Source organism: Paraburkholderia sp. UYCP14C, from assembly GCF_004197395.1.
In the GTDB taxonomy this organism is placed as follows: Bacteria; Pseudomonadota; Gammaproteobacteria; order Burkholderiales; family Burkholderiaceae; genus Paraburkholderia.
The window spans coordinates 13,215-33,353 of the sequence record NZ_SELS01000005.1; the positions used below are offsets into that span (position 1 = coordinate 13,215).

Sequence of the window (20,139 nt, forward strand, 5' to 3'; positions counted from 1 at the left end):
CCGTTTTTTATCGCTTCGAAAAACGCAGCGCGTTCAGCGGCTTTACTGCCCCGGCAAACCGGTGACGGCAGTCGACGTGGCGGGCAACGTCGGCACGAGGTTCGCCCCCGCGGCATCCTTGATCGTGCTGTTGGTAAAGGTCCAGTTGCCCGCATTGGCGATCGAGCCGGCCCCCACCGAGGTGCCCGACGATTTGACGGCCGTGATGTTCACGTTGTTCAACGTGAAATTGGTAAACCGGCCCTTCTCCGCTTCACCCGCGATCGTATAGCCCGCCACGCCGAACACCGCGCTCTCGACGTGCTTCATCGTGATGTTCTCGAACTTGAAGTTGCGGAAGATCGGATAGCCGTCCGACGCGTTCGCGGGCATCACGAGAATCGACGGCCAGTACGGCGGTTCCACATACGTCGAGCCGAACGTGGCCGGCACAGTGCCGCCAGCCGGCCAGTTTTCGTTGCCTTGCATGAAGTAGTACGCGTCGTCGACGTTGATGTCGTGGATATAGACGTTTTCCATCGTGCCGCCGCGCGTCGGCGCGGATTTGAACACAAACACGCTGTAGACGGCCGGACCGCCCGTCTTGTAGCCGACGTTGCTGTTGATCTGCCCGGTCAGCGGCGAGACCTGGATGTTCGACACTTCGATGTTGTTCGCGCCGCCCGACGTTTCGCTGCCGATCGTAAACGCGGTCGCGCCGGCCCGCACCGTCGAGTTGCGGATCACGACGTTCGCCGTCGGCTTGTTCACGCGCAGCCCGTCGCCGTCGCGGCCCGACTTGATCACGAAGCCATCGTCGTTCGCGACAATGTCCGCGTTCTCGACCAGAATGTTCGTCGACGAGTCCATGTCGATGCCGTCGGTACTCGGCATGATGCCGGTCGTGGGCGTCGGGAAGTTGTAGACCTTGACGCCGTCGAGGTGCAACTGGTCCGAATAGCACAGGTGAATGGTCCAGAACGGCGAGTTCTGCACGGTCACGTCCTTGATCGTGACGTTCGTCGACTCGTACGTTTCGATGCCGCGCGGGCGCTGCTCGTCCCAGTTGAGCGCCCACGTGGCACCGAGCGTCGAATGGAACGACGTGCCCTCGGCGTAATAGTGCGACCACCACGCTTGCCCGTTGCCGTCGATCACGCCCTTGCCGGTGATCGTCACGTTGGCGGCGTTGCGCACGTTGATGATCGCCGATGCCCAGTTCATCTCGATGCCCTGCACGCGGGTCGGCACCTGCGGGTACAGCGAAAGACCATCGGGATAGAAACCGTTGGTCGCGCCGGACGCGATGGTGGTTTCGATATTCCACCAGGTCTGCGCCTGAATGGCCTTCAGCGTCACGCCTTCATCGATCTGCAAGGTCGTGTCCGACCCGACGAACAGCGCGCCGGTCATGAACATGCCTTGCGGAAATACGACCGTCCCCTTCGCGGCAGTCGCGGCGTTCAGTGCTTTCTGGATCGCGGCGGTGTCGTCCGTCGAGCCGTCGCCTTTGGCGCCGAAGTCGGCGACGTTGAACGTCGTGCTAACGGTCGGTGAAGAGGCCGGCGCCGCCGGGGTCGCCGTTGCGGGCGGGGCCGACGCGTCGGAATTACTGCTCGACATCCCACCACCACAGCCCGCCAGAGTCATGCATGCCACTGCAATCGCCAACAATCCTGTCCTCATGTCCCCTCCAATGGTTTGAACCTACGGCTCGAAATTTATGTTGTAGGCATTCTCTTCATTGATGTGATGTCATACAAGATGGTTTACCCTTGTCTGACAAAGCCATAACCATAAATGACGGATTCCGCCGTTTATTGCGCGAAATACGTCTCACATATTGAATGTTTATTAAATTACCCACATATTGAGCAATGTAATTTCTACGCAACTTTGGCCATACTTCCTCAGCAGGGCAAATGTAATAAGACATCGCATGACTACAAGCGCGATGATCTCGCCACGAAAAGCAAAAAATCCCCGGTTGCCGCCGCACTGCGACGACAACCGGGGATTCGAAGGGAACAGCGACCGTCAGATCAAACGAGACGGATAAGCGGAGGAAGACTTAATCCACCAGCACGATCCGCTTGATATCGCCGACGATGAAGATGTACGACAGCGCACCGATCAACGCGATGACACCGATAAACACCAGCGCGCCCACGAACGAACCGGTTGCGGCGACGATCAGGCCGACCACCAGCGGCGTCACGATACCTGCCAGATTCGCGGCGAAGTTGAAGATGCCGCCGGTCACACCGAGCAGGCCTTCGGGCGCGATATCCGACACCAGCGTCCAGCCGAGCGCGGCCATGCCCTGTGCGAAGAACGCCACCGACAGAATCGCGATCACGACGACGTTGCTCTCGACATAGTTCGCGAGAATGATCGTCGAGGCGAGCAGCAAACCCGCAATGATCGGCAGCTTGCGCGCGACGTTCGGCGATTTGCCGCGACGCAGCAGCCAGTCGGAGAACATGCCGCCGAACATCACGCCGATCGACGCCGCGATGAACGGCATGATCGCGAAGAAGCCGATCTTCAGCCACGCCATATGACGCTCGGTGGCGAGATACGTCGGGAACCACGTGAGGAAGAACACCAACGTCGAATTGCCCGCGAACTGGCCGAGGCAGATGCCGGTCAGTTGACGGTGCTTGAGCAGTCGGCCGATCGTGCGCCATTCGAAGCCGTTCTTCTTCGGCGCGGCTGCACCTGCCGCGTCTGCGACGTCCTTGTGGCGTTGCGTGAGACCGCCGCCCGCCTCGATATAGTCGAGCTCTTCCTGATTCGCCGACGGATGATCGCGCGGCTCGCGATACAGCAGCCACCACACCACGCCGAACGCGATACCGACACCGCCGACCACGAGGAACAGCGAGCGCCAGCCGAACGCGCCCATCAGCATGAACAGGAACGGGCTGAAAAACGCGAGGCCGATATATTCGCCGACCGTGTAGGTACCGGTCGCCATCGCGCGTTCGCTTTGCGGGAACCAGGTGGCGACCACGCGGCTATTGGTCGGGAAGCACGGCGCTTCCGAAACGCCGAGGCCCAGACGGAACGCGAACAGCCCGCCGATGCTGCCCACGAGCCCTTGCGCGAGCGTGCACAGCGACCAGAACGTCATCGACAGGAAGTACGTGAGCTTGCTGCCGAAGCGGTCGAGAAACAGGCCGCCCGGAATCTGCGCGGCCACGTAGCTCCACGAAAACACCGAGAACAGCAGGCCCATCAGCGCGGCGTTGATGCCGAGTTCCTTCGTCAACTGCGGCGCGGCGATGCCGAGCACCGTGCGGTCGAGATAGTTGATCATCGTGCCGACTGCGAGCAGTCCGAGGATCTTGTAACGGGCTTTGGAACGGCGCGCGGTGCTCGCCGTCTTGGTCTGCGCGGGCGAGCCCGCCGAACTGGATTGGAACGATTGCGTCATGCGTGCTTGTCTCCTCGATCAGCTTGGATGCCGGTCTTTACGCGGCCGGTTAGCGTTGCAACAGCGATTGAAAGTGGGTGTAGACGCGCTCGGCGTCCGGCTCGAGGCCCGTAAAAATGCGCATGGCATCGACCGCCTGGTAGACCGCCATGCCGCCGCCGCTGAGCGTGCGGCAGCCGAGCGCTTCGGCCGCCTGCAACAGCTCGGTGCGGATCGGGAAATAGACGATGTCGGCGACCCACAGATCGCGGTGCAGCAATTCGGCCGGCAGCGGCAGGCCCGGCAGTTTGGCCATGCCGGTCGGCGTCGCGTGAATCAGCCCTTGCGCGGCGGCCAGCGACTCGCCCAGCGAGGTGCCCGCAGTGACCTTGGCTTTAGGGAAACGCGCCTGCAATTCGTCGGCAAGCGACTGCGCGCGGGCGGCGTCGACGTCGAACAGCGTCAGCGACTGCGCGCCCATGTTCAGCGCCGCGTGCGCGACCGCCGCGCCCGCGCCGCCGGCGCCGAGCTGCACGACGCGTTCCAGCGACACGTCCGGCAGGCCACGCTGGAACGCGCGCGCGAAACCGGACCAGTCGGTGTTGTGACCGATACGCTTGCCGTCCTTGAGCAGCACGGTGTTGACCGCGCCGAGCGCGCGGGCGTCATCGGACAGTTCGTCGAGCAGCGGAATCACCGCCTGCTTGCACGGATACGTGATGTTCAGGCCGTTATAACCCATCCGTTCGGCCGCCGTCAGCAGCTCCGGCAGCGCAGCGATGTCGAGCTTCTGCGCATCGAGGTCGATGCGTCGATACACGTAATGCAGACCGAGCTTGCTGCCCTCTTCCTCGTGCATCGCGGGCGTCAGCGAACCACCGATGCCCGAGCCGATCAGACCGACCAGAAAGGAATTCGGAGTGGCCCGCAAGTTCGCCTGCGCATTGGCCAACGCGGCCATCTGCGCTTCGGTGCGGGGGTTTGCCTGAGTGTTCGCTTGAGTGTTCATTTTGCCGCCCTATTCTTAAGAATCGTCGCCATCCGTTCCAGCGCGAGCACATAGCCCTGCGTGCCGCAGCCGACGATGATCGCGTCGGCGACCGCCGACACGTACGAGTGATGCCGGAACGCTTCGCGTCGATGCACGTTCGAGATATGCACCTCGATGACGGGCTTCTCGATCGCGCTCAGCGCGTCGGCGATCGCGACCGACGTATGCGTGTACGCGGCCGGATTGATCACGATGCCGTCGACCTTGGTGCGCGCCGCGTGCAGCCAGTCGATCAGCTGATGCTCGGCGTTCGACTGGCAGAAGTCGATCGCGAGGCCGAGGCGCTCGCCCGCGTCGCGGCACAGCTTCGCGACGTCGTCGAGCGTTTCCGAGCCGTAGACGGCCGGCTCGCGCGTGCCGAGCAGATTGAGGTTCGGTCCATTCAGGACCAGTACGGAGGCAAAGCTCATGACAACGACTCCTGCAGAATAAGGCGCGACTCGAACCGCGGCACCCGCGGCGGTTCTTCGACGCATGGCGAAGTGTGCGCGCATTGGCCGTCGCCGTCATTCGGGGTTTCTACGAATTTGTACCATCTAGTTAGTTTGTATAGACTGTCGAAACTCCCGGCTAGTGTGGGGTATTCTGGTCTGCGTCTTGCTGCAGTGCGTAACGAACTAGTCCATTTTGCGCATTGCAGCAAGCCCGGCAGACCGCGTCCACAGGGCGCGCCGCAGCGGTTTGTCGGTTCATTTCCTCCGTCGTTTGTGCGTTTTTGCAGGAGTCGTTCATGCAACGTTCGATTGCCACCGTGTCGATTAGCGGCACCCTCACCGAGAAGTTGAGCGCGATCCGCGCGGCGGGCTTCGAAGGTGTCGAAATCTTCGAGAACGACCTGCTGTATTTCGACGGCTCGCCCGCCGACGTGCGCCGCATCGCCGACGACCTCGGCCTGAAGATCATGCTGTTCCAGCCGTTTCGCGATTTCGACGGCGTCAGTCCCGAGCGGCTCGAGCGCAATCTCGACCGCGCGAAGCGCAAGTTCGACGTAATGCACGAGCTCGGCACGGACCGCATCCTCGTATGCAGCAACGTATCGCCGGACACCATCTGCGACGACTCGCTGATGATCGACCAGCTCGGCGCGCTGGCCCGCGCGGCCGAAGCGGCCGGCGTGGTCGCCGGTTACGAGGCGCTCGCGTGGGGCAAGCACGTGAAGACCTACCGCCACGCGTGGAAGCTCGTCGACGCCGTCAACCATCCGAGCCTCGGGCTGGTGCTCGACAGCTTTCATACGCTGTCGCTGGACGACACGCCCGACGCGATCGCCGACATTCCCGGCGAGCGCATCGCGTTCGTGCAGATCGCGGACGCGCCGAAGCTCGCGATGGACGTGCTCGAATGGAGCCGCCACTACCGCTGCTTCCCCGGCCAGGGCGACTTTGATCTCGCGAACTTCACCGCGCAGGTCGTGAAGGCCGGCTACAAGGGCCCGCTGTCGCTGGAAATCTTCAACGACGGCTTTCGCGCCGCCCCCACCACGATCACGGCCGCGGACGGCCATCGCTCGCTGCTGTTCCTCGAAGAGCAGACCCGCGCGCTGCTCGAACAGCAACAGCAGCCGCAGAAGACGACGAGCGACCTGTACCGCTCGCCCGCGGTGCCCGCGCACGTCGGCTATCAGTTCCTCGAATTCGCAGTCGATCACTCCACGCGCACGCAACTCGTCGACTGGCTCGGCAAGCTGCGCTTTCGCCAGGCCGGCGAGCATCGCTCGAAGGACGTGACGCTGTATCAGCACGGCGCGGCATCGATCGTGCTCAATGCCGAGCCCGATTCGTTCGCGAACGCGTTTTTCCAGCAGCATGGTTTGTCGCTGTGCGCGTCGGCGTTTCGTGTCGACGACGCGAGCCAGGCGTTCGAGCGCGCGGCCGGCTTCGGCTACGCGCCGTTCTCCGGCCAGATCGGGCCCAACGAGCGCGTGCTGCCGGCCGTGCAGGCGCCGGACGGCAGCCTGAACTATTTCGTCGACGAAACGCCGGATCAGCCCACGCTGTTCGAGGCCGATTTCGTGCTCACCGACGTCAACGGGCCGACCGAGGTGGGACCGCTCGAGCGTATCGATCATGTATGCCTGTCGGTGCCGGCGAACGCGCTCGACACGTGGGTGCTGTTTCTGCGCACCGCGCTCGGCTTCCAGGCCGAGCCGGGGGTGCTAGTGCCCGATCCGTACGGCCTCGTGCGCAGCCGCGCGCTGCGCAGCCCCGACGGCTCGGTGCGGATCGCGCTGAATGCATCGGTGGATCGCCATACGGCGGTGGCCGAGGCGCTGCACACGTATCACGGCTCCGGCCTGAACCACGTCGCGTTCAGCACCGGCGACATCTTCAGCGCGATGCCCGAGTTCGTCGCCGACGGCGTGCCGATCCTGCGCATTCCGCGCAATTACTACGACGACCTCGCGGCCCGCTACGCGCTGTCCGACACGCTGCTGGAAGCGATGCGCGCAAACAATATCCTGTACGACCGCGACGAACGCGGCGGCGAGTTTTTCCACGCTTATACGGAGCAACTCGACCAGCGCTTCTTCCTCGAGATCGTCGAGCGGCGCGGCGGCTATGACGGCTACGGCGCAGCCAACGCGGCGGTGCGGCTCGCGGCGCAGGCGCAGCGGCGCAAGTAACGGGCTGGCACCGCAGGCACGACGGCGGCTTCGTCATTGGAAGCCGCCGCGTCGTTACGGATTTCGTCTCTTCAGGCACGCGAACTGCGTCCCCGCTCGGGGCAGGTTCGCCGTCTCGATATAATGGCGCCTGTTTTGCGGTCCAGCCCGCGCGACGCGTGGACCCGCAGCCGAATCGCCGAAATCAACGCCAGGAGAGATATGAAGAAGTTCGCTGCAGTCCTGTCCCTTTCGCTACTGCTCAGCGCTTGCGCGTATTTCCAGAAAGACCCGGATGCCGGCGAGCCCGTCACGGACACGACCACCCAGCGTTCCGTCGACGACGTGGTCGCCTGTCTCACGCAGATGGCCAATCATCACAATGCCGCGTTCAAGTCGACCGGGATCCCGCAAGGCCAGATGCTCGACTTCGGCGACTCGAACATCGTCAAGGTACGCAGCGACAACGGCGCGACGACTTACCGTTTCTATGCGGGCAAGCGTCATGTAAGCAACCTGTGGATCGAATCGGCAGGCAAAACCTGCGCGCCGTAAGGGGCTTGATGGCGCATCAAGGTGGAGTTCCGCGCACCGAAATCCGACCCGTTGCAATGTTCATGTCACGGTGTTACAGGACAATGGAGTCTTAAGAATCGTTTAAGACTTCGTCCGCAACATCCCCGGACATGTCAACGCACGAGGTGCGCCCCCCATGAATCAGCCCGAACCGAACACCACCGAAACACCGGCCAAGCGGCCTACTATCCTGCGCCGTCTGCTGAGCCATCACGAACTCGCGACGCTGCTGCTGTTGCTGCACGCGCCGATCGATGCATCCGCAAAACCTGAAATTCCGCAGCTTTACGAAGCGGGTCTCGTCGAGACCGTTTCGAACGATGCGGGCACCCCGCATATCCGCCTGACCTCCGAGGGCAATGCGGTGTTGCGGGGGCTTGGGGTGAAGTAACCCGCGATCATCGCAACCGGGTTCGAGGCCGCGACAACGAGCGACGTTGCCGCGGCCTTTCTCATTCCAGCCCCTCAAGGCCCCTCAGGCCTGCCATACCCCGTACCCCGCCTCGCGCAGCCCGATTGCCAGTTCCACTTCCATATCCTGCGCGCCGCGGTAAGGCATCGGATTGAACACTTCGTACAATTCGGGCATCAGACGCAAGCCGTAGTCGCGCACATAGCGATTGGCCTGAATGCCCGCCTTGTGCCGATCGAAGCGCAAGTCCGGGTCGAGCCCCGTCATGCCGACATATACGCACGGCTTGTCGAACCGGTAATCGGGATTTGCGCGACGAAAGCGCGCCTCGTTCCACACCTTGTCGTCGAGCGCGACGACGTACACGTAATAGTGATGCGCGCGACCCGCCATGACACCAGCGCTGCCGCTCAGTTGCGCAGCGTACCGTGCAGCAGCATCCGGTATTCGGTCGGCGTGACGCCGACGGTCGCCTTGAATTGCCGCGTGAACGCGCTGTGATCGGTGTAGCCGCAGCGCGCGGCGACGTCGGTGACCTTGTCGTGCGAAACCAGCAGCGCGGTGGCCGCGTCGAGTCGCGTTTTCAGCAGCACCTGGCGCGGCGTCAGATGGAACACCTTGTGAAAGTAGCGCTCCAGCTGCGCGACCGACATGTCCGCCATCGCCGCGAGCTGCTTCAGATTCAGCGGCTGCACGTAGTTTTCCTGGATCGACTGCACGACGGCGGCGAGCCGGCTGTAGGCCGGGTGGCTGCTTTCGTCGGCTTTCAGATCGCGGGAGATGCCGGCGAGGCCGACCACCTTGCCGGACGCATCGCGCAGCGGCTGTTTGCAGGTCAGACACCAGCCCGGCTGACGGCCCGGATACAGATGCAGTTCGAGCTGATCGAGCATCTGGTTGCCGACGCCGATGATCGCCTTGTCCTGCGCGGTGTAGATGCGCCCGAAGCGGCGCGGAAACACGTCTTCGGCGGTCTTGCCGAGCAGCGCAGCCTTTTCCTTGAAGCCGCAACGCGAAGCGAGCGTGCGGTTGACGAGCGCATAACGCGCGTCCGCGTCCTTCACGAAGAACACGACGTCCGGCATTGCATCGAATACCGGCTCGAGCAACCTGAAATGCGACAGCATGCCGGACAGCGTCGTATCGTCCGGTTCGAGCGGATGAGCCAGCGTATTCATCGTGCGGTTCCGTTGGTGCGTGCCTGGTTGAATGCGTTGGAATGCGTTCGTGGAGCGCCGCTCCGCTGCGGCCGGGCGGCCTGCTCGTGCGGTAGATTGCGGTCGATTATAGAGCGGCGCGACGCCCGCCAATATCTACCGAGGGTAAGCGCGAAGCCGTCATGGCGCCGCGGCGGAAGGTTCGGCGGCGCTCATCAGCGTGCCAATCTGCGCCGGGCTGAACGGCGGACGCGGCGCGGCAGCCGGCCAGCCAAAGTACAGGCTCGCGGCCGCGCCGCAGATGCGGCCCTGGCAAGCTCCCATGCCGCAGCGCGTCTGCAGCTTCGCGTCGCGCCAGTCGGCGCAGCGGCGCACTTCGCCGATGCTCACGTCCTCGCAACGGCACAACAGCGTCGCATCCGCGGGCGGCGTGCGGGCGGCTTCACCCAATGCAAACGACGCCGCGACGCGCGCGCCAAAGCGCCGCCAGCGCTCGCGTTGCGCGACTAGCGCCGGCAGCGCGGCGGATTGCGCAGCGCCCGCGCCGCTCGCCGCGAGACCAGCGATCTCGCCTTCCGCGCAAGCGAGCTCCGCGCCGCCGACACCCGTGCACTCGCCCGCCGCATAAACGCGTTCGAGCGAGGTGCGCTGCTCGTCGTCGACGACGATTTCGCCCGCCTCGTTGATCGCGCAGCCGAGCGCCTGCGCGAGCGTGACGTTCGGCAGCAGTCCGTAACCGCACGCGACGCGGTCGCAATCGAGCGTCACGTCGCGCTCGCCGCGTCGGATCGTCACCTGCTGCACGCGCTCGGCGCCGCGGGCTTCGCGCACGATGCTGCCGGTCCAGTAACGTAGTCCCGCGAAGCCGCGCGTGAGGCTGAACGCCTGACGCAGCTTCGCGGGCTCGCGCAGCAGCGACACGCCGAAACGCGCGAGCTCGGCCGCAGGTGCCTGCTCGACCACCGCGATCACGCGCGCGCCGGCGTCTCGCGCGGTAGCGAGAGCGGCCATCAGCAGCGGGCCGCTGCCGGCGATCACGATCCGTTCGTCGCGCACCGGCATGCCGCCTTTGATCAGCACCTGCAACGCGCCCGCGCCGGTCACGCCGGGCAAGGTCCAGCCGGCAAACGGCAGAAGACGCTCGCGCGCGCCGGTCGCAAGAATCAGCCTGTCGTAGGTGATCGACACGCCGCCGTATTCGGCGGATTCGAGCAGCAAGCCTTGCGCGCCGAGCGGCGCGATCACGCGTGTCGATGGCCAGTAGGTGAAGTTTTGCTGCGCCTGCAACGCCGCGAGCAATGCATGCAACGGCGCTTGTGGCGGATAGGCCGGCCCCTGGCGCCAGATCTGGCCGCCGGCGCGCGGATTGTCGTCGATCTGCACGACCCTCGCACCGGCCAGCGCCGCCGCGCGCGCGGCATTGAGCCCAGCCGGACCACCGCCGATCACCACGATGTCGAAGTGCCGCGTCATGCGTGTACCGTCCCGTTTCGCGTCTGCACGCGCTGGCCGTCGCTGCACAGCGTCTGGCACGCGAGCGCGTGCGCGCGGCCGTCGATCGTCACGCGGCACTCCTGGCACACGCCCATTCCGCACAACGCGTCGCGCGGCTCGCCGTTGACCGATAGCCGCGAGCCGCTCACACCGGCGATCGCGAGCGCCGCAGCCACGGTCGTGCCGGGTTTCACTTCGATGCTTCGGCCGTCGACCGTCAAACGGATGCGGGCCGCGTCAGTGTCGGTCATGGGTCACCTGTTCAGCAAAACGGACCGGCAGATAAGGTTCAAACGGAATCGGCGCGGCGCGGCCCGCGATCTGCGCCGCGAGCAGTTTCGCGGTCGCGAGCGAGGTCGTCACGCCAAGCCCTTCGTGACCGACCGCGAGCCACACGCGGGACGCGGAACCGGAGTCGACGTCGGGTGCCAGCTCGCCGGCCGGTCCGATCAGCGGCAGGCCGTCCGGCGACGCCGCGCGAAACCCCGTCCACGCGCGGATCCCGCTGAGCGTCGGCAGCGCGGGCAGATACTGCGCGGCGCGTTGCAGCATCTGCGCGAGCACCGGCATCTCGACGGCGGGATCGGTGGTGTCGAACTGGCGCGACGAGCCGATCAGCAGTTGCCCGGTCGGACGCGGCTGCGCGTTGAACGCGACCGACGTGCCGGTCGCGTGATGCGCGCTCTTGATATAGCCGAGTTCGAGCAGTTGATGTCGGATCAGCCCCGGGTAGCGGTCGGTGATCAGCAGGTGGCCTTTCTTCGGCTGCAACGGCAGCGACGGCAGCAATTGCGCCGCGCCGAGACCGTTCGCGACGATCACGTGCGCCGCGCGGATGGGCTCGCCGCTCGCCAGCGTCACGCCGTCCGGACCAATCGACGCGACCGTCGCACCGAGCCGCACGCTGATATTCGCCGCGCGCGGCGACTGCGTGAGCAGCCATTCGGCGGCGGTCGGCGCATACACGATGCTGTCGTGCTCGATGCGCAAACCGCCCGCCATCGATTCCGCCAGCGCCGGTTCGCAGGCGCGCAGTTCGGCCGCGTCGAGCAATTGCGCGGCGACGCCTTGCGCAGCAAACGCCGCATGCATGGCGCGCGCGGCCTGCCATTCTTCGTCGTCGGCTGCGACCCACAGCGTGCCGCAGCGTGCGAACGCATCGCGCGCGCGCAGCTGCGGCGCGAGTTCGAGCCATAGCTCGCGCGAATAGCGGCTCAGCGCGAATTCGGCGGGCGAGTCGTTCATCACGACGATATGACCCATGCCGGCCGCCGTCGCGCCGCCGCCGATGCGTTGCGCGTCGAGCACCTCGACGCGCATGCCGAGCGCGGCCAGTTCCGCCGCGCACGCGGCACCGACGATACCCGCTCCGATGATCAGCGCATCCGGGCTCATGCGGTCCGGATACCCCACGCGAACGGATCGCGCTCGTCGAAACACAGACGCCCTTCGGCCATGATGTGCGCGTGACCGGTGATGGTCGGAATCACGCGGACGCCGTCGCCCGCGGCGCGATAGCTCGCCTCGAACACGCTGCCGATGATGCTCTCCTGGCGCCACACCGCGCCTTCGGCGAGCTTGCCGTCGGCCGCGAGACACGCGACCTTCGCGCTGGTGCCGGTGCCGCACGGCGAGCGGTCGTATGCATTGCCGGGACAGAGCACGAAGCTGCGGCTGTCGAGGCCCTCGCGCGAGCCCGGTCCGAACAGTTCGATATGGTCGATCAGCGCGCCGTTCGCGCCCGTGATGTTCTGCGCGATCAGCGCGTCGCGAATCGCCGAGCTGAACGCTGTCAGGCTCGCGATGTTCGCGGCGTCGAGCTTGTGTCCGTGCTCGGCGACGAGGAAAAACCAGTTGCCGCCCCAGCCGATGTCGCCGGTCAGCACGCCATAGCCCGGCACGTCGACCTGCACGGCTTTGCGGTGGCGATACGCGGGCACGTTGCGCACCGCGACGCCGCCGTCTTCGTTCAGCGTCGCCTCGACCACGCCGACCGGCGTTTCGATGCGGTGACGTCCCGGCCCGATGCGCCCCATGTGCGCAAGCGACACGACGAGCCCGATCGTGCCGTGCCCGCACATGCCGAGATAGCCGACATTGTTGAAGAAGATCACGCCGGCCGCACAAGTCGGATCGTCGGGCTCGCAGAGCAGCGCGCCGACCACCACGTCCGAGCCGCGCGGTTCGGTGACGATACCGGCGCGCCAGTCGTCGAAGCGAGTGCGGAACACGTCGAGCCGTTGCGCGAGCGTGCCGCCGCCAAGCTCCGGGCCACCCGACACCACGAGGCGGGTGGGTTCACCGCCGGTGTGCGAGTCGATGATGTTGAGGGTTTTCATGTCGCCCATGGTAGGAATCGCGGGCCGGGGGGTCTTGGTGCGCGTGCGCGCGGATTGAGACGATTTCGGCATAGCGGTGCGGTGCATGATCCGCCGCGCTTGCGGCGCGCGAAGCGTCCCGCTATTCGGTACCGCCGTCGATATCCGTCACCGCCCGCACGGGAACCGTGGCTGACCGATACGGACACGTAAGCAGAATGATCACCGTTTGCCAGCGTGACGGGCCGCAACGCGGATTTCAGCACACACCAGGCCGCGTCGAGTTCATGCCGTGCGCGCCGACTCCAAACCTTCCTGATCGTCGAGTCGCAGCAGCCGGTAGCCGCTCCTGTATACCGGCTGCAACTTGAAACCATTATGCGGCTCGATTGCGAGCAGCAGACGCAGCCGTGACACGTGGCTGTCGATCCTGCGCGTTAATTCGCGCAGCTCGCGGCCCCATACCGCCGCGAAGATATGGTCGCGCGACATCACGCGATCGACGTTGGAAAAGAACAATGCAGCGATCCGATACTGCGTGGGCGACAGCGGCACCGGCTCGCCGCGCAGCGTGACCGCCCGGCGGACCGTGTCGAACCGATAGGGACCGATCTCGAAACAGCTCGCGGCGCTGAAGCGCTCCGGATACGCGCGCCGCAGCAGCGCCGTGACCCGCGCGCGAAATTCGGCGTCCCGCAGCGGCAACGCGAGGTAATCGTCGGCGCCGCAGGCGAGCGCGCGCACCATGCTTTCCTCCGACCCGTCGCTGGACACGAACATGATCGGCACGCGCTCGCCCGCCACCCGGCGCACCGCGCGCAACAGGTCGGCACCCTCAGGCCGCGTATCCTGCCAGTCGAGCACCAGCAGATCCATCGTGGAGCGCGCGAGCGACCTCGACATCGCGAAGCCGTCGTCGTAGCCCGCGCAAAAGTGGCCGGCTCGCACCAGAACGGATTCAATCGACTGACGCATGACCGGGTCACGCTGAAGAACTGCGACGCGCATGGGATGGACTCTCGACAAGGACGGGAGGTCATTCTCGGAGGCGCACCCCGGTCGCTCCCATCGGAGCACTCCGAATTTCTACCGCTTACCTCGTCCAACTGAGCGCTTCGGCGGGGTTCACGCTTTCATCCTGTAAAATCCGCGCCGGCCTCCGTCGTCAGCGCGCCCGCCCTATCCGGACGGCGCGCCCGTGTCCCGTGCTCTACCCAGCGCCTTCCACACTTCTCGCCCGACGACTGCCGTATGTCCGCGCGTCACTCGCGCGGCTCCCAATTCATCAAAAGACATGGCAATGCAAGCGACAAATCTGGGTGGAGCGCAGGCTGTCACCCCACGCCCGCTTGGGCACAGCGATTACAAGACACTCGGTCTCGCCGCGCTCGGCGGAGCGCTCGAGTTCTACGACTTCATCATCTTCGTTTTCTTCGCGCCGGCGATCGGCCAGCTGTTCTTCCCGGCGGCAATGCCGGACTGGCTGCGTCAGGTGCAGACCTTCGGCATTTTCGCCGCCGGCTATCTGGCGCGGCCGCTCGGCGGCATCATCATGGCGCACTTCGGCGACCTGTTCGGCCGCAAGCGCATGTTCACGCTGAGCGTGCTGCTGATGTCGGTGCCGACGCTGCTGATGGGCCTGATGCCCACCTACGCGAGCATCGGCGTGCTCGCGCCGGTGCTGCTGTTGCTGTTCCGCGTGATGCAGGGCGCGGCGGTCGGCGGCGAGGTGCCGGGCGCCTGGGTGTTCGTCTCCGAGCATGTGCCCGGGCGCCACGTCGGCTATGCGTGCGGCACGCTGACGGCCGGCCTCACGGCGGGCATTCTGCTCGGCTCGCTGATTGCGTCGGCGGTCAATCGCCATTTCACGCCGGCCGATATTTCCGCGTTTGCATGGCGTGTGCCGTTCCTCATCGGTGGCGTATTCGGCATGTTCTCGGTTTATCTGCGCCGCTGGCTGCACGAGACGCCGGTGTTCGCCGAGCTGAAGCAGCGCAAGGCGATCGCCGCGGAAGTGCCGCTAAAGGCCGTACTGCGCGATCACGGGCGCACGGTGATCGTGTCGATGCTGCTCACGTGGATGCTGTCGGCGGCGATCGTCGTCGTGATCCTGATGACGCCGACGCTGTTGCAAAAGCAGTTCCACATCGAGCCGGCCACCGCGCTGCTGGCGAACTGTGTCGCGACGCTGTGCCTGACGATCGGCTGCGTGATGGCCGGTTCGATTGCCGGACGGATTGGCGCGGGTCGCACGATTTTCGTCGGCGGCATTGCGCTCGCGATCACGTACTACGTGATGTTTCGCCAGTTGGCCGTCGATACGTCCATGCTCGTGCCGCTGTATGCACTGGCCGGGCTTTTCGTCGGCGTGATCGGCGCAATTCCGCTCGTGATGGTCCGCGGGTTCCCGCCGGTGGTGCGCTTCTCGGGCATCTCGTTCTCGTACAACGTCGCGTATGCGGTGTTCGGCGGTCTGACGCCGATCGCCGTGTCGCTGATGATGAAGTCGAACCCGCTGGCCGCGCCGCTGTATGTCGCGGCGATCTGCGTGCTGGGTGCGCTGACCACGCTGTTCATCAAGGATGCGCCGCGGGCGCGCTGATCTGCGGGTTGGCGGCGGCGCGACTGCTCTGGAATGACAGGCGCCGCCGCCAGGTGTCGCCTGGTGCGCTCAGGCATCTGAATTGCACAGTAGCGGAATGCTCGTTGCGTTCCGCGCTCGCCGCGTGTCGCGTCATCCATACTTCACGCCGCGCCGAAACATCGCGCGCCGTCTCGGGTTCACGATGTACCCATGAACTCAACCTCCCCCTCCTTTTCGCCCGCCCTCGGCCGCGTTCTCGCGACCGTCAGCGTCGGCTTCGTGGTCACACAGCTCGATGTAACCATCGTCAACATCGCGCTGCCACGAATCGGCGCGGATCTGCACGCGAACGTCGCGGGACTGCAATGGGTCGTCGATGCGTACACGCTCGCGTTCGCCGTGCTGATGCTCTCGGCCGGCGCGCTCGGCGACCGCTTCGGCGCGCGGCGCATGTATGCGTCCGGAATCGTGCTGTTCGCGCTCGCGTCGCTGGCCTGCGGGCTCGCGCTCGACGCCCCGATGCTGATCGCCGCGCGCGCGGTGCAAGGCATCGGCGCGGCCGCGATGCTGCCGAATTCGCTTGCGCTGCTCAATCAGTCATTCGGCCACGGACCGAAGCTGCGGGCCCGCGCGGTCGGCCTGTGGACCGCCTCGGGCGCGATTTCGATCGCGGCCGGGCCGGTGGCCGGCGGTCTGCTGATCGCCGCGTTCGGCTGGCGCAGCATCTTTCTCGTCAATCTGCCGATCTGCGCGGCCGGCCTGCTCGCGACGCTGCTGTGGATCCCGCGTCCGCAAACCGCTCAGCGCGGCGCGCCTGCCGCGGCTCACGGCAATACCGGCGCGCCGTCGCGCGGCATCGATCTAGGCGGCCAGTGTCTCGCGATCGTCGCGCTGACCGCGTTCGTCGCCGCGGTGATCGAATGGCGCCCGCTTGGGCTCGCGCATCCGCTGGTCGCCGGCGGCTTCGTGCTGGCGCTGCTGGCGGCGGCCGGGTTCGTGTTCGTCGAGGCGCGCGTCGCGCGCCCGATGCTGCCGCTGTCGCTGTTCGGCACGCGCACGTTCAGCGCGGCCGTATTGTTCGGTATCTGCGTGAATCTGACGTATTACGGCATGGTGTTCGTGCTGAGCCTCTACCTGCAGCGCGTGCGAGGCTACACGCCGTTGCAGGCCGGCCTCGCGTTCCTGCCGCTGACGGGCGGCTTTCTGATCTCGAACGTCGCGAGCGGCTGGGTCATTGGCCGCCTGGGGGTGCGCGTGCCGATGATCCTCGGCGCGCTCACGGCCGGTCTCGGCTACGGCCTGCTGCATCTCGTCGACGCAGACACGCCGCTGATCGGCCTGCTGCTGCCGTTTTTGCTGATTCCGTCGGGCATGGGCCTCGCGGTGCCGGCGATGACCACGGCGGTGCTCGCATCGACCGAAGCGCGGCGCGCGGGCACGGCGTCGGCGGTATTGAACACGGCGCGCCAGGCCGGCGGCGCGGTGGGCGTGGCGGCCTTCGGCGCACTCGCGGGCGGCGCGGCTGCGACGCAGATCGTGCCGGGGATGCAGGCGGCGACGGCTATTTCGGTGGGATTGCTGCTGCTGGGGCTCGTGCTCGCGTGTTTCGTGCATCCGGAGCCGCACGCGGCGGCACCGGATGCGCGCGGGGCGAGCGCCGCGAATAAGTAAACGGAGTATGAGCGGTGTACGAGCGGTGTACGAGCGGTGTATGTAACGGAGTCGCCTACAGCGACGCCTCCTGAATCGCGCCGGTATCGATTGCGCGCTCGATCAGGCCTTCGTTGCGCGCCTTGGCGATCGCATCGGCGACCAGCTTCTCCGGGTCCTCGATCTCTGCCTTCAGCGTGCCGATGAATCCGGACGCATCCAGAATCACCAGCGTCTTCGCCGAATCGGCGAGGCTGATGATCACGCGATGCGGCGTCGGCCCTTCACCGAGACTCGCGCACAGTTGCGTAACCTTGCCGCCGATCATTTGCTCGAAGCTCTGAATCATCATCTGCTCCCTTGGGTGCCGCGGATTGATCACCCTGCTGGGTAGCAGGATCCGGGCCGCGCCGACTGCGCGCGCTCGCGCCTCACAATCCGCCGAGACCACTGCGCGGCGCGCGCGCGTTGTCGATGCTCAGACGCCCCGCGCCCGTCACGAACAACAGCAGGAAACCGCCCGCGATCCCGATGTTTTTCCAGAAATGGATCACCATGTCGTGCTGCAAGGCAGGGTCGGTGATATTCCAGAAATCGTGGCCGAGCACCGCCGTCGCGACCGTATACACCGCCATGATCAGCGCGAGCGGCCGCACCTTGAAGCCGACCACGAGCAGCAGGCCGCCGAGCACCTCGACCGCGGTGGCGATCGGCGCGGCGATCTGCACGAACGGTACGCCCTTCGAATGCAGGTAGCCGACAAAGCCCGCATAGCCCAGCAGCTTCATCACCCCGCTCCACAGGAACAGCACGGAAAGCGCGAGTCGGGCGATGAAGATAATGCCGAAATCGACGGGGCGCGACATGGGGAACTCCTGTAATTGAATAAGCAGCAGACCCGATTGGGCGGGCTCAGTTCCCCGCCTCGCCCCTGAGCATATGTGCAATGGCGACGATTTCCAAGCCCGCTCAGGCTGGCGGATACGTGGCGACCTCGATCAGGTTGCCGTCCGGGTCGCGGCAATACACCGAGATCATCTTGCCGCGCGCGCCGTCGCGCTCCACCGGCCCCGCCTCGATCGCGACGCCTTGCGCGAGCCAGTGCGCCTTGACGTCGTCCGGGCTCGCGGTGGTCACGAAGCACAGGTCCGCCGTGCCAGGCAGCACTTCGCGCGACGTGAACCAGGCGACGGTATCGGCCGATGCGGGACGCAGATTGATCTTCTGATTGCCGTAGGTCATCGCCACGCGCGTGCCGGTGCGCGACGCGAATTCGGTGCGCCGCATGCCGAGCATTCGCGCGTACCACGCCGCGCTGACTTCGACGTCGGCGACGTTCAGGACGAGGTGATCGAGACTCTCCAGCTGGAAGCTCATGGTTTGTCGTGATGAATCGGAGAAGGTGGCAGCGACTATGCGCGTGGCGCGTCCGGCGCGAGCAATACGCCCTTCGTGAACACGAAGCAGCCGTAGCCGCGCTCCTCGCCGGTCGCGATCACGCAGTATGCCTGGCGCGCACGCTCGTAAAACGCGAATCGCTCGATCCCCACGAACGGCACTTCACGCCCCTCGCCCGCATTGACCTCGGCTTGTGCCTCGCGCTGCACCGCGGGAATCGTGTGCGGCTCGCCGACCACTTCCATACGCGACGCGGGATGCTCGATGAAGGTGTCGAGCGGCAGCACCGACAGCACCGCGCGGATCGCGCGCGGCGAACCGACGCCGTCCAGACGCAGCGGCCTGCCGAGCACGGTACCGCGCGCGACCGAGTCGGCCGGGAAGTTGGCGTCGCAGATCACGAGTTCGTCGCCGTGGCCCATCGAGCGCAGCGCGTGCAGGATATCGGCGTTCAGTAGCGGGTCCAGATTTTTCAGCACAGGGTCTCCTGGTCGTTCGGTTGGGAACATGGCGCGGGGTGAGGTCGTGTGCTTTGCGCAAGATGAGGCTTGTCACGCGTCAACCGCACGACGATCGATTGTAGCAAGCGCGTCGCGCGGCTTGCGGCGATGCGCTCGCACCGCACTGCCAGCGCAGCCAGCCGACCATCGCGAGCAGCACGAGGCCCGCGCCGCCTAGCACCGGCTCGCGCCAGCCTAGCAGTGCAATGAACATGAACGCCCGCGCGCCGCCGAGCAGCGCAAAACCCGCGATCGCGCTCGACAACGCATCGAGCGCAGCGGCGACGCGCACGACCGCGAGATGGACTTGTGCAGGCTTGGCAGCGGCGGGCCGTTGCATGATCGTCTCCGTGAAGAATGCGTCAGGCGGCGCCGGGGGCTTCGTCGAGAAAACCGGTGACCGCTTGCAGGCGTCCATGCGCGTCGACCACGCCGAAGTCCGAGCCCTTCACGATCGCCTCGCCCGCGGGCGTCGTCAGTGCCCACGAAAAGCGCAGTCGATTCGCGAAGCCGTCGACGTCGGTCGTACGACGAAACGTGTGATGCGGAAACCGCTGATGCACCGCGCGGATCATCGCGTCGATGCCATCGTGGCCCGCCCCCGCCAGCAGCGGGTCGCGGTAGTCCGCGTCGGCACTCCACGTCGCCGCGATCAACTCGCGACGACGCGCGCCATCGGTCTCGTTCCAGGTATCGAAATAACGGTCGATCAAATCGGTATGTGCATTCATCTCAAACTCCTCGATTGGCAGGACTGAGCACTTCGCTTGGCATACGCATCGCATGCGGCGGGCTCGGAATGAAGATTGACTGCTCGCGTGCATTGCGTCGATTACGTGGGAGGTAATCAAGCGGATGCAGCGTCGCCGTCACGCAGCGTTTTTTCGCTTTTTGCTTCGCCAGATAGGCCATTTGGCCGAGTCGTCAAAAAACCTTCGCACCGCTAACCTCATGTGACCGCCCGAAGCCTGACGGCGACATCGACCGGCGGGCAATGCAA

At 65.6% G+C, this 20,139-nt stretch carries 23 protein-coding genes; 5 read left to right on the forward strand and 18 right to left on the reverse strand.

The features are described 5' to 3' along the window. Positions 1 to 42: 42 nt before the first annotated feature. The 4 genes from EVC45_RS05780 to aroQ form a co-directional block, all read right to left on the reverse strand. Positions 43 to 1,602, reverse strand: coding sequence for a glycoside hydrolase family 28 protein (locus EVC45_RS05780; RefSeq protein ID WP_168991416.1), 1,560 nt, complete (start codon positions 1,600 to 1,602; stop codon positions 43 to 45). Between the two features lie 448 nt (positions 1,603 to 2,050). Beyond that, the gene (locus EVC45_RS05785) at positions 2,051 to 3,418 is read right to left on the reverse strand and encodes an MFS transporter (RefSeq protein WP_129957075.1); all 1,368 of its coding nucleotides are present in this window, start codon (positions 3,416 to 3,418) and stop codon (positions 2,051 to 2,053) included. Positions 3,419 to 3,467: 49 nt separating this feature from the next. After that, a complete protein-coding gene (locus EVC45_RS05790; RefSeq protein WP_129957076.1) occupies positions 3,468 to 4,406 on the reverse strand; it encodes a shikimate dehydrogenase in 939 nt (312 codons plus the stop codon). Then, a complete protein-coding gene (gene aroQ / locus EVC45_RS05795; RefSeq protein ID WP_129957077.1) occupies positions 4,403 to 4,858 on the reverse strand; it encodes a type II 3-dehydroquinate dehydratase in 456 nt (151 codons plus the stop codon). The genes EVC45_RS05790 and aroQ overlap by 4 nt, the downstream gene beginning before the upstream one ends. A 320-nt stretch (positions 4,859 to 5,178) precedes the next feature. Here aroQ and EVC45_RS05800 point away from each other — a divergent pair, with 320 nt between their 5' ends. The 3 genes from EVC45_RS05800 to EVC45_RS05810 all read left to right on the forward strand — a co-directional run bounded on the left by EVC45_RS05800 (position 5,179) and on the right by EVC45_RS05810 (position 8,017). Continuing rightward, positions 5,179 to 7,071 (forward strand): bifunctional sugar phosphate isomerase/epimerase/4-hydroxyphenylpyruvate dioxygenase family protein, encoded by a 1,893-nt coding sequence (locus EVC45_RS05800; protein ID WP_129957078.1) that lies wholly within the window; start codon positions 5,179 to 5,181, stop codon positions 7,069 to 7,071. 201 nt (positions 7,072 to 7,272) lie between these two features. Then, a complete protein-coding gene (locus EVC45_RS05805; RefSeq protein ID WP_129957079.1) occupies positions 7,273 to 7,605 on the forward strand; it encodes a hypothetical protein in 333 nt (110 codons plus the stop codon). A gap of 157 nt (positions 7,606 to 7,762) precedes the next feature. Next, positions 7,763 to 8,017: a hypothetical protein gene (locus tag EVC45_RS05810; RefSeq protein ID WP_129957080.1), complete on the forward strand. Its 255-nt coding sequence runs from the start codon at positions 7,763 to 7,765 to the stop codon at positions 8,015 to 8,017. 84 nt (positions 8,018 to 8,101) lie between these two features. On the opposite strand, the gene EVC45_RS05815 is transcribed toward EVC45_RS05810, so the two are convergent. The 7 genes from EVC45_RS05815 to EVC45_RS05845 form a co-directional block, all read right to left on the reverse strand. Next, positions 8,102 to 8,431 carry a hypothetical protein gene (locus tag EVC45_RS05815; RefSeq protein ID WP_008922170.1) on the reverse strand — a complete coding sequence of 110 codons (330 nt, stop codon included), beginning with the start codon at positions 8,429 to 8,431 and terminating at the stop codon, positions 8,102 to 8,104. 17 nt (positions 8,432 to 8,448) lie between these two features. Further along, complete coding sequence (locus tag EVC45_RS05820; protein WP_129957081.1) at positions 8,449 to 9,216, reverse strand: AraC family transcriptional regulator; 768 nt, start codon at positions 9,214 to 9,216, stop codon at positions 8,449 to 8,451. A gap of 159 nt (positions 9,217 to 9,375) precedes the next feature. After that, positions 9,376 to 10,668, reverse strand: a complete 1,293-nt coding sequence (locus EVC45_RS05825; protein WP_129957082.1) for an FAD/NAD(P)-binding oxidoreductase — start codon at positions 10,666 to 10,668, stop codon at positions 9,376 to 9,378. Then, on the reverse strand, positions 10,665 to 10,940 hold the full coding sequence (locus EVC45_RS05830) for a (2Fe-2S)-binding protein (RefSeq protein WP_129957083.1): 276 nt from the start codon (positions 10,938 to 10,940) through the stop codon (positions 10,665 to 10,667). Before EVC45_RS05830 ends, EVC45_RS05825 begins: the two co-directional genes overlap by 4 nt. Beyond that, positions 10,927 to 12,084, reverse strand: a complete 1,158-nt coding sequence (locus EVC45_RS05835) for an FAD-binding oxidoreductase (RefSeq protein WP_129957084.1) — start codon at positions 12,082 to 12,084, stop codon at positions 10,927 to 10,929. The genes EVC45_RS05830 and EVC45_RS05835 overlap by 14 nt, the downstream gene beginning before the upstream one ends. Further along, a complete protein-coding gene (locus EVC45_RS05840; protein ID WP_129957085.1) occupies positions 12,081 to 13,037 on the reverse strand; it encodes a 4-hydroxyproline epimerase in 957 nt (318 codons plus the stop codon). Before EVC45_RS05840 ends, EVC45_RS05835 begins: the two co-directional genes overlap by 4 nt. A gap of 255 nt (positions 13,038 to 13,292) precedes the next feature. Further along, a complete protein-coding gene (locus EVC45_RS05845) occupies positions 13,293 to 14,015 on the reverse strand; it encodes a response regulator transcription factor (protein ID WP_129957086.1) in 723 nt (240 codons plus the stop codon). Positions 14,016 to 14,307: 292 nt separating this feature from the next. On the opposite strand from EVC45_RS05845, the gene EVC45_RS05850 reads away from it, so the two are divergent. Both EVC45_RS05850 and EVC45_RS05855 read left to right on the forward strand, forming a co-directional pair. After that, on the forward strand, positions 14,308 to 15,609 hold the full coding sequence (locus EVC45_RS05850; protein ID WP_211193374.1) for an MFS transporter: 1,302 nt from the start codon (positions 14,308 to 14,310) through the stop codon (positions 15,607 to 15,609). Positions 15,610 to 15,801: 192 nt separating this feature from the next. Further along, complete coding sequence (locus EVC45_RS05855) at positions 15,802 to 17,262, forward strand: MFS transporter (RefSeq protein ID WP_129957088.1); 1,461 nt, start codon at positions 15,802 to 15,804, stop codon at positions 17,260 to 17,262. Positions 17,263 to 17,317: 55 nt separating this feature from the next. Here the strand turns inward: EVC45_RS05855 and EVC45_RS05860 are convergent, their stop codons facing one another. From EVC45_RS05860 to EVC45_RS05890, 7 genes are all read right to left on the reverse strand, one after another. Continuing rightward, positions 17,318 to 17,590, reverse strand: a complete 273-nt coding sequence (locus EVC45_RS05860; RefSeq protein WP_129957285.1) for a hypothetical protein — start codon at positions 17,588 to 17,590, stop codon at positions 17,318 to 17,320. Positions 17,591 to 17,672: 82 nt separating this feature from the next. After that, positions 17,673 to 18,107, reverse strand: a complete 435-nt coding sequence (locus EVC45_RS05865; protein WP_018434221.1) for a DoxX family protein — start codon at positions 18,105 to 18,107, stop codon at positions 17,673 to 17,675. 103 nt (positions 18,108 to 18,210) lie between these two features. Next, positions 18,211 to 18,618, reverse strand: coding sequence for a VOC family protein (locus EVC45_RS05870; protein WP_129957089.1), 408 nt, complete (start codon positions 18,616 to 18,618; stop codon positions 18,211 to 18,213). Between the two features lie 35 nt (positions 18,619 to 18,653). Next, positions 18,654 to 19,118 (reverse strand): RbsD/FucU family protein, encoded by a 465-nt coding sequence (locus EVC45_RS05875; RefSeq protein ID WP_129957090.1) that lies wholly within the window; start codon positions 19,116 to 19,118, stop codon positions 18,654 to 18,656. Between the two features lie 79 nt (positions 19,119 to 19,197). Further along, complete coding sequence (locus tag EVC45_RS05880; protein WP_129957091.1) at positions 19,198 to 19,479, reverse strand: hypothetical protein; 282 nt, start codon at positions 19,477 to 19,479, stop codon at positions 19,198 to 19,200. Positions 19,480 to 19,501: 22 nt separating this feature from the next. Next, entirely contained in the window at positions 19,502 to 19,870 is a 369-nt protein-coding gene (locus tag EVC45_RS05885) for a nuclear transport factor 2 family protein (protein WP_129957092.1), read from the reverse strand. A gap of 1 nt (position 19,871) precedes the next feature. Beyond that, positions 19,872 to 20,051 carry a hypothetical protein gene (locus EVC45_RS05890; protein WP_129957093.1) on the reverse strand — a complete coding sequence of 60 codons (180 nt, stop codon included), beginning with the start codon at positions 20,049 to 20,051 and terminating at the stop codon, positions 19,872 to 19,874. Positions 20,052 to 20,139: the final 88 nt, after the last annotated feature.

Bases quoted from the DNA above. Each gene is read 5' to 3' on its own strand.
- EVC45_RS05780 (WP_168991416.1), bottom strand. From the start codon at position 1,602: ATGTCGAGCAGTAATTCCGACGCGTCGGCCCCGCCCGCAACGGCGACC.
- EVC45_RS05785 (WP_129957075.1), bottom strand. From the start codon at position 3,418: ATGACGCAATCGTTCCAATCCAGTTCGGCGGGCTCGCCCGCGCAGACC.
- EVC45_RS05790 (WP_129957076.1), bottom strand. From the start codon at position 4,406: ATGAACACTCAAGCGAACACTCAGGCAAACCCCCGCACCGAAGCGCAG.
- aroQ (WP_129957077.1), bottom strand. From the start codon at position 4,858: ATGAGCTTTGCCTCCGTACTGGTCCTGAATGGACCGAACCTCAATCTG.
- EVC45_RS05800 (WP_129957078.1), top strand. From the start codon at position 5,179: ATGCAACGTTCGATTGCCACCGTGTCGATTAGCGGCACCCTCACCGAG.
- EVC45_RS05805 (WP_129957079.1), top strand. From the start codon at position 7,273: ATGAAGAAGTTCGCTGCAGTCCTGTCCCTTTCGCTACTGCTCAGCGCT.
- EVC45_RS05810 (WP_129957080.1), top strand. From the start codon at position 7,763: ATGAATCAGCCCGAACCGAACACCACCGAAACACCGGCCAAGCGGCCT.
- EVC45_RS05815 (WP_008922170.1), bottom strand. From the start codon at position 8,431: ATGGCGGGTCGCGCGCATCACTATTACGTGTACGTCGTCGCGCTCGAC.
- EVC45_RS05820 (WP_129957081.1), bottom strand. From the start codon at position 9,216: ATGAATACGCTGGCTCATCCGCTCGAACCGGACGATACGACGCTGTCC.
- EVC45_RS05825 (WP_129957082.1), bottom strand. From the start codon at position 10,668: ATGACGCGGCACTTCGACATCGTGGTGATCGGCGGTGGTCCGGCTGGG.
- EVC45_RS05830 (WP_129957083.1), bottom strand. From the start codon at position 10,940: ATGACCGACACTGACGCGGCCCGCATCCGTTTGACGGTCGACGGCCGA.
- EVC45_RS05835 (WP_129957084.1), bottom strand. From the start codon at position 12,084: ATGAGCCCGGATGCGCTGATCATCGGAGCGGGTATCGTCGGTGCCGCG.
- EVC45_RS05840 (WP_129957085.1), bottom strand. From the start codon at position 13,037: ATGGGCGACATGAAAACCCTCAACATCATCGACTCGCACACCGGCGGT.
- EVC45_RS05845 (WP_129957086.1), bottom strand. From the start codon at position 14,015: ATGCGCGTCGCAGTTCTTCAGCGTGACCCGGTCATGCGTCAGTCGATT.
- EVC45_RS05850 (WP_211193374.1), top strand. From the start codon at position 14,308: ATGCAAGCGACAAATCTGGGTGGAGCGCAGGCTGTCACCCCACGCCCG.
- EVC45_RS05855 (WP_129957088.1), top strand. From the start codon at position 15,802: ATGAACTCAACCTCCCCCTCCTTTTCGCCCGCCCTCGGCCGCGTTCTC.
- EVC45_RS05860 (WP_129957285.1), bottom strand. From the start codon at position 17,590: ATGATTCAGAGCTTCGAGCAAATGATCGGCGGCAAGGTTACGCAACTG.
- EVC45_RS05865 (WP_018434221.1), bottom strand. From the start codon at position 18,107: ATGTCGCGCCCCGTCGATTTCGGCATTATCTTCATCGCCCGACTCGCG.
- EVC45_RS05870 (WP_129957089.1), bottom strand. From the start codon at position 18,618: ATGAGCTTCCAGCTGGAGAGTCTCGATCACCTCGTCCTGAACGTCGCC.
- EVC45_RS05880 (WP_129957091.1), bottom strand. From the start codon at position 19,479: ATGCAACGGCCCGCCGCTGCCAAGCCTGCACAAGTCCATCTCGCGGTC.
- EVC45_RS05885 (WP_129957092.1), bottom strand. From the start codon at position 19,870: ATGAATGCACATACCGATTTGATCGACCGTTATTTCGATACCTGGAAC.
- EVC45_RS05890 (WP_129957093.1), bottom strand. From the start codon at position 20,051: ATGGCCTATCTGGCGAAGCAAAAAGCGAAAAAACGCTGCGTGACGGCG.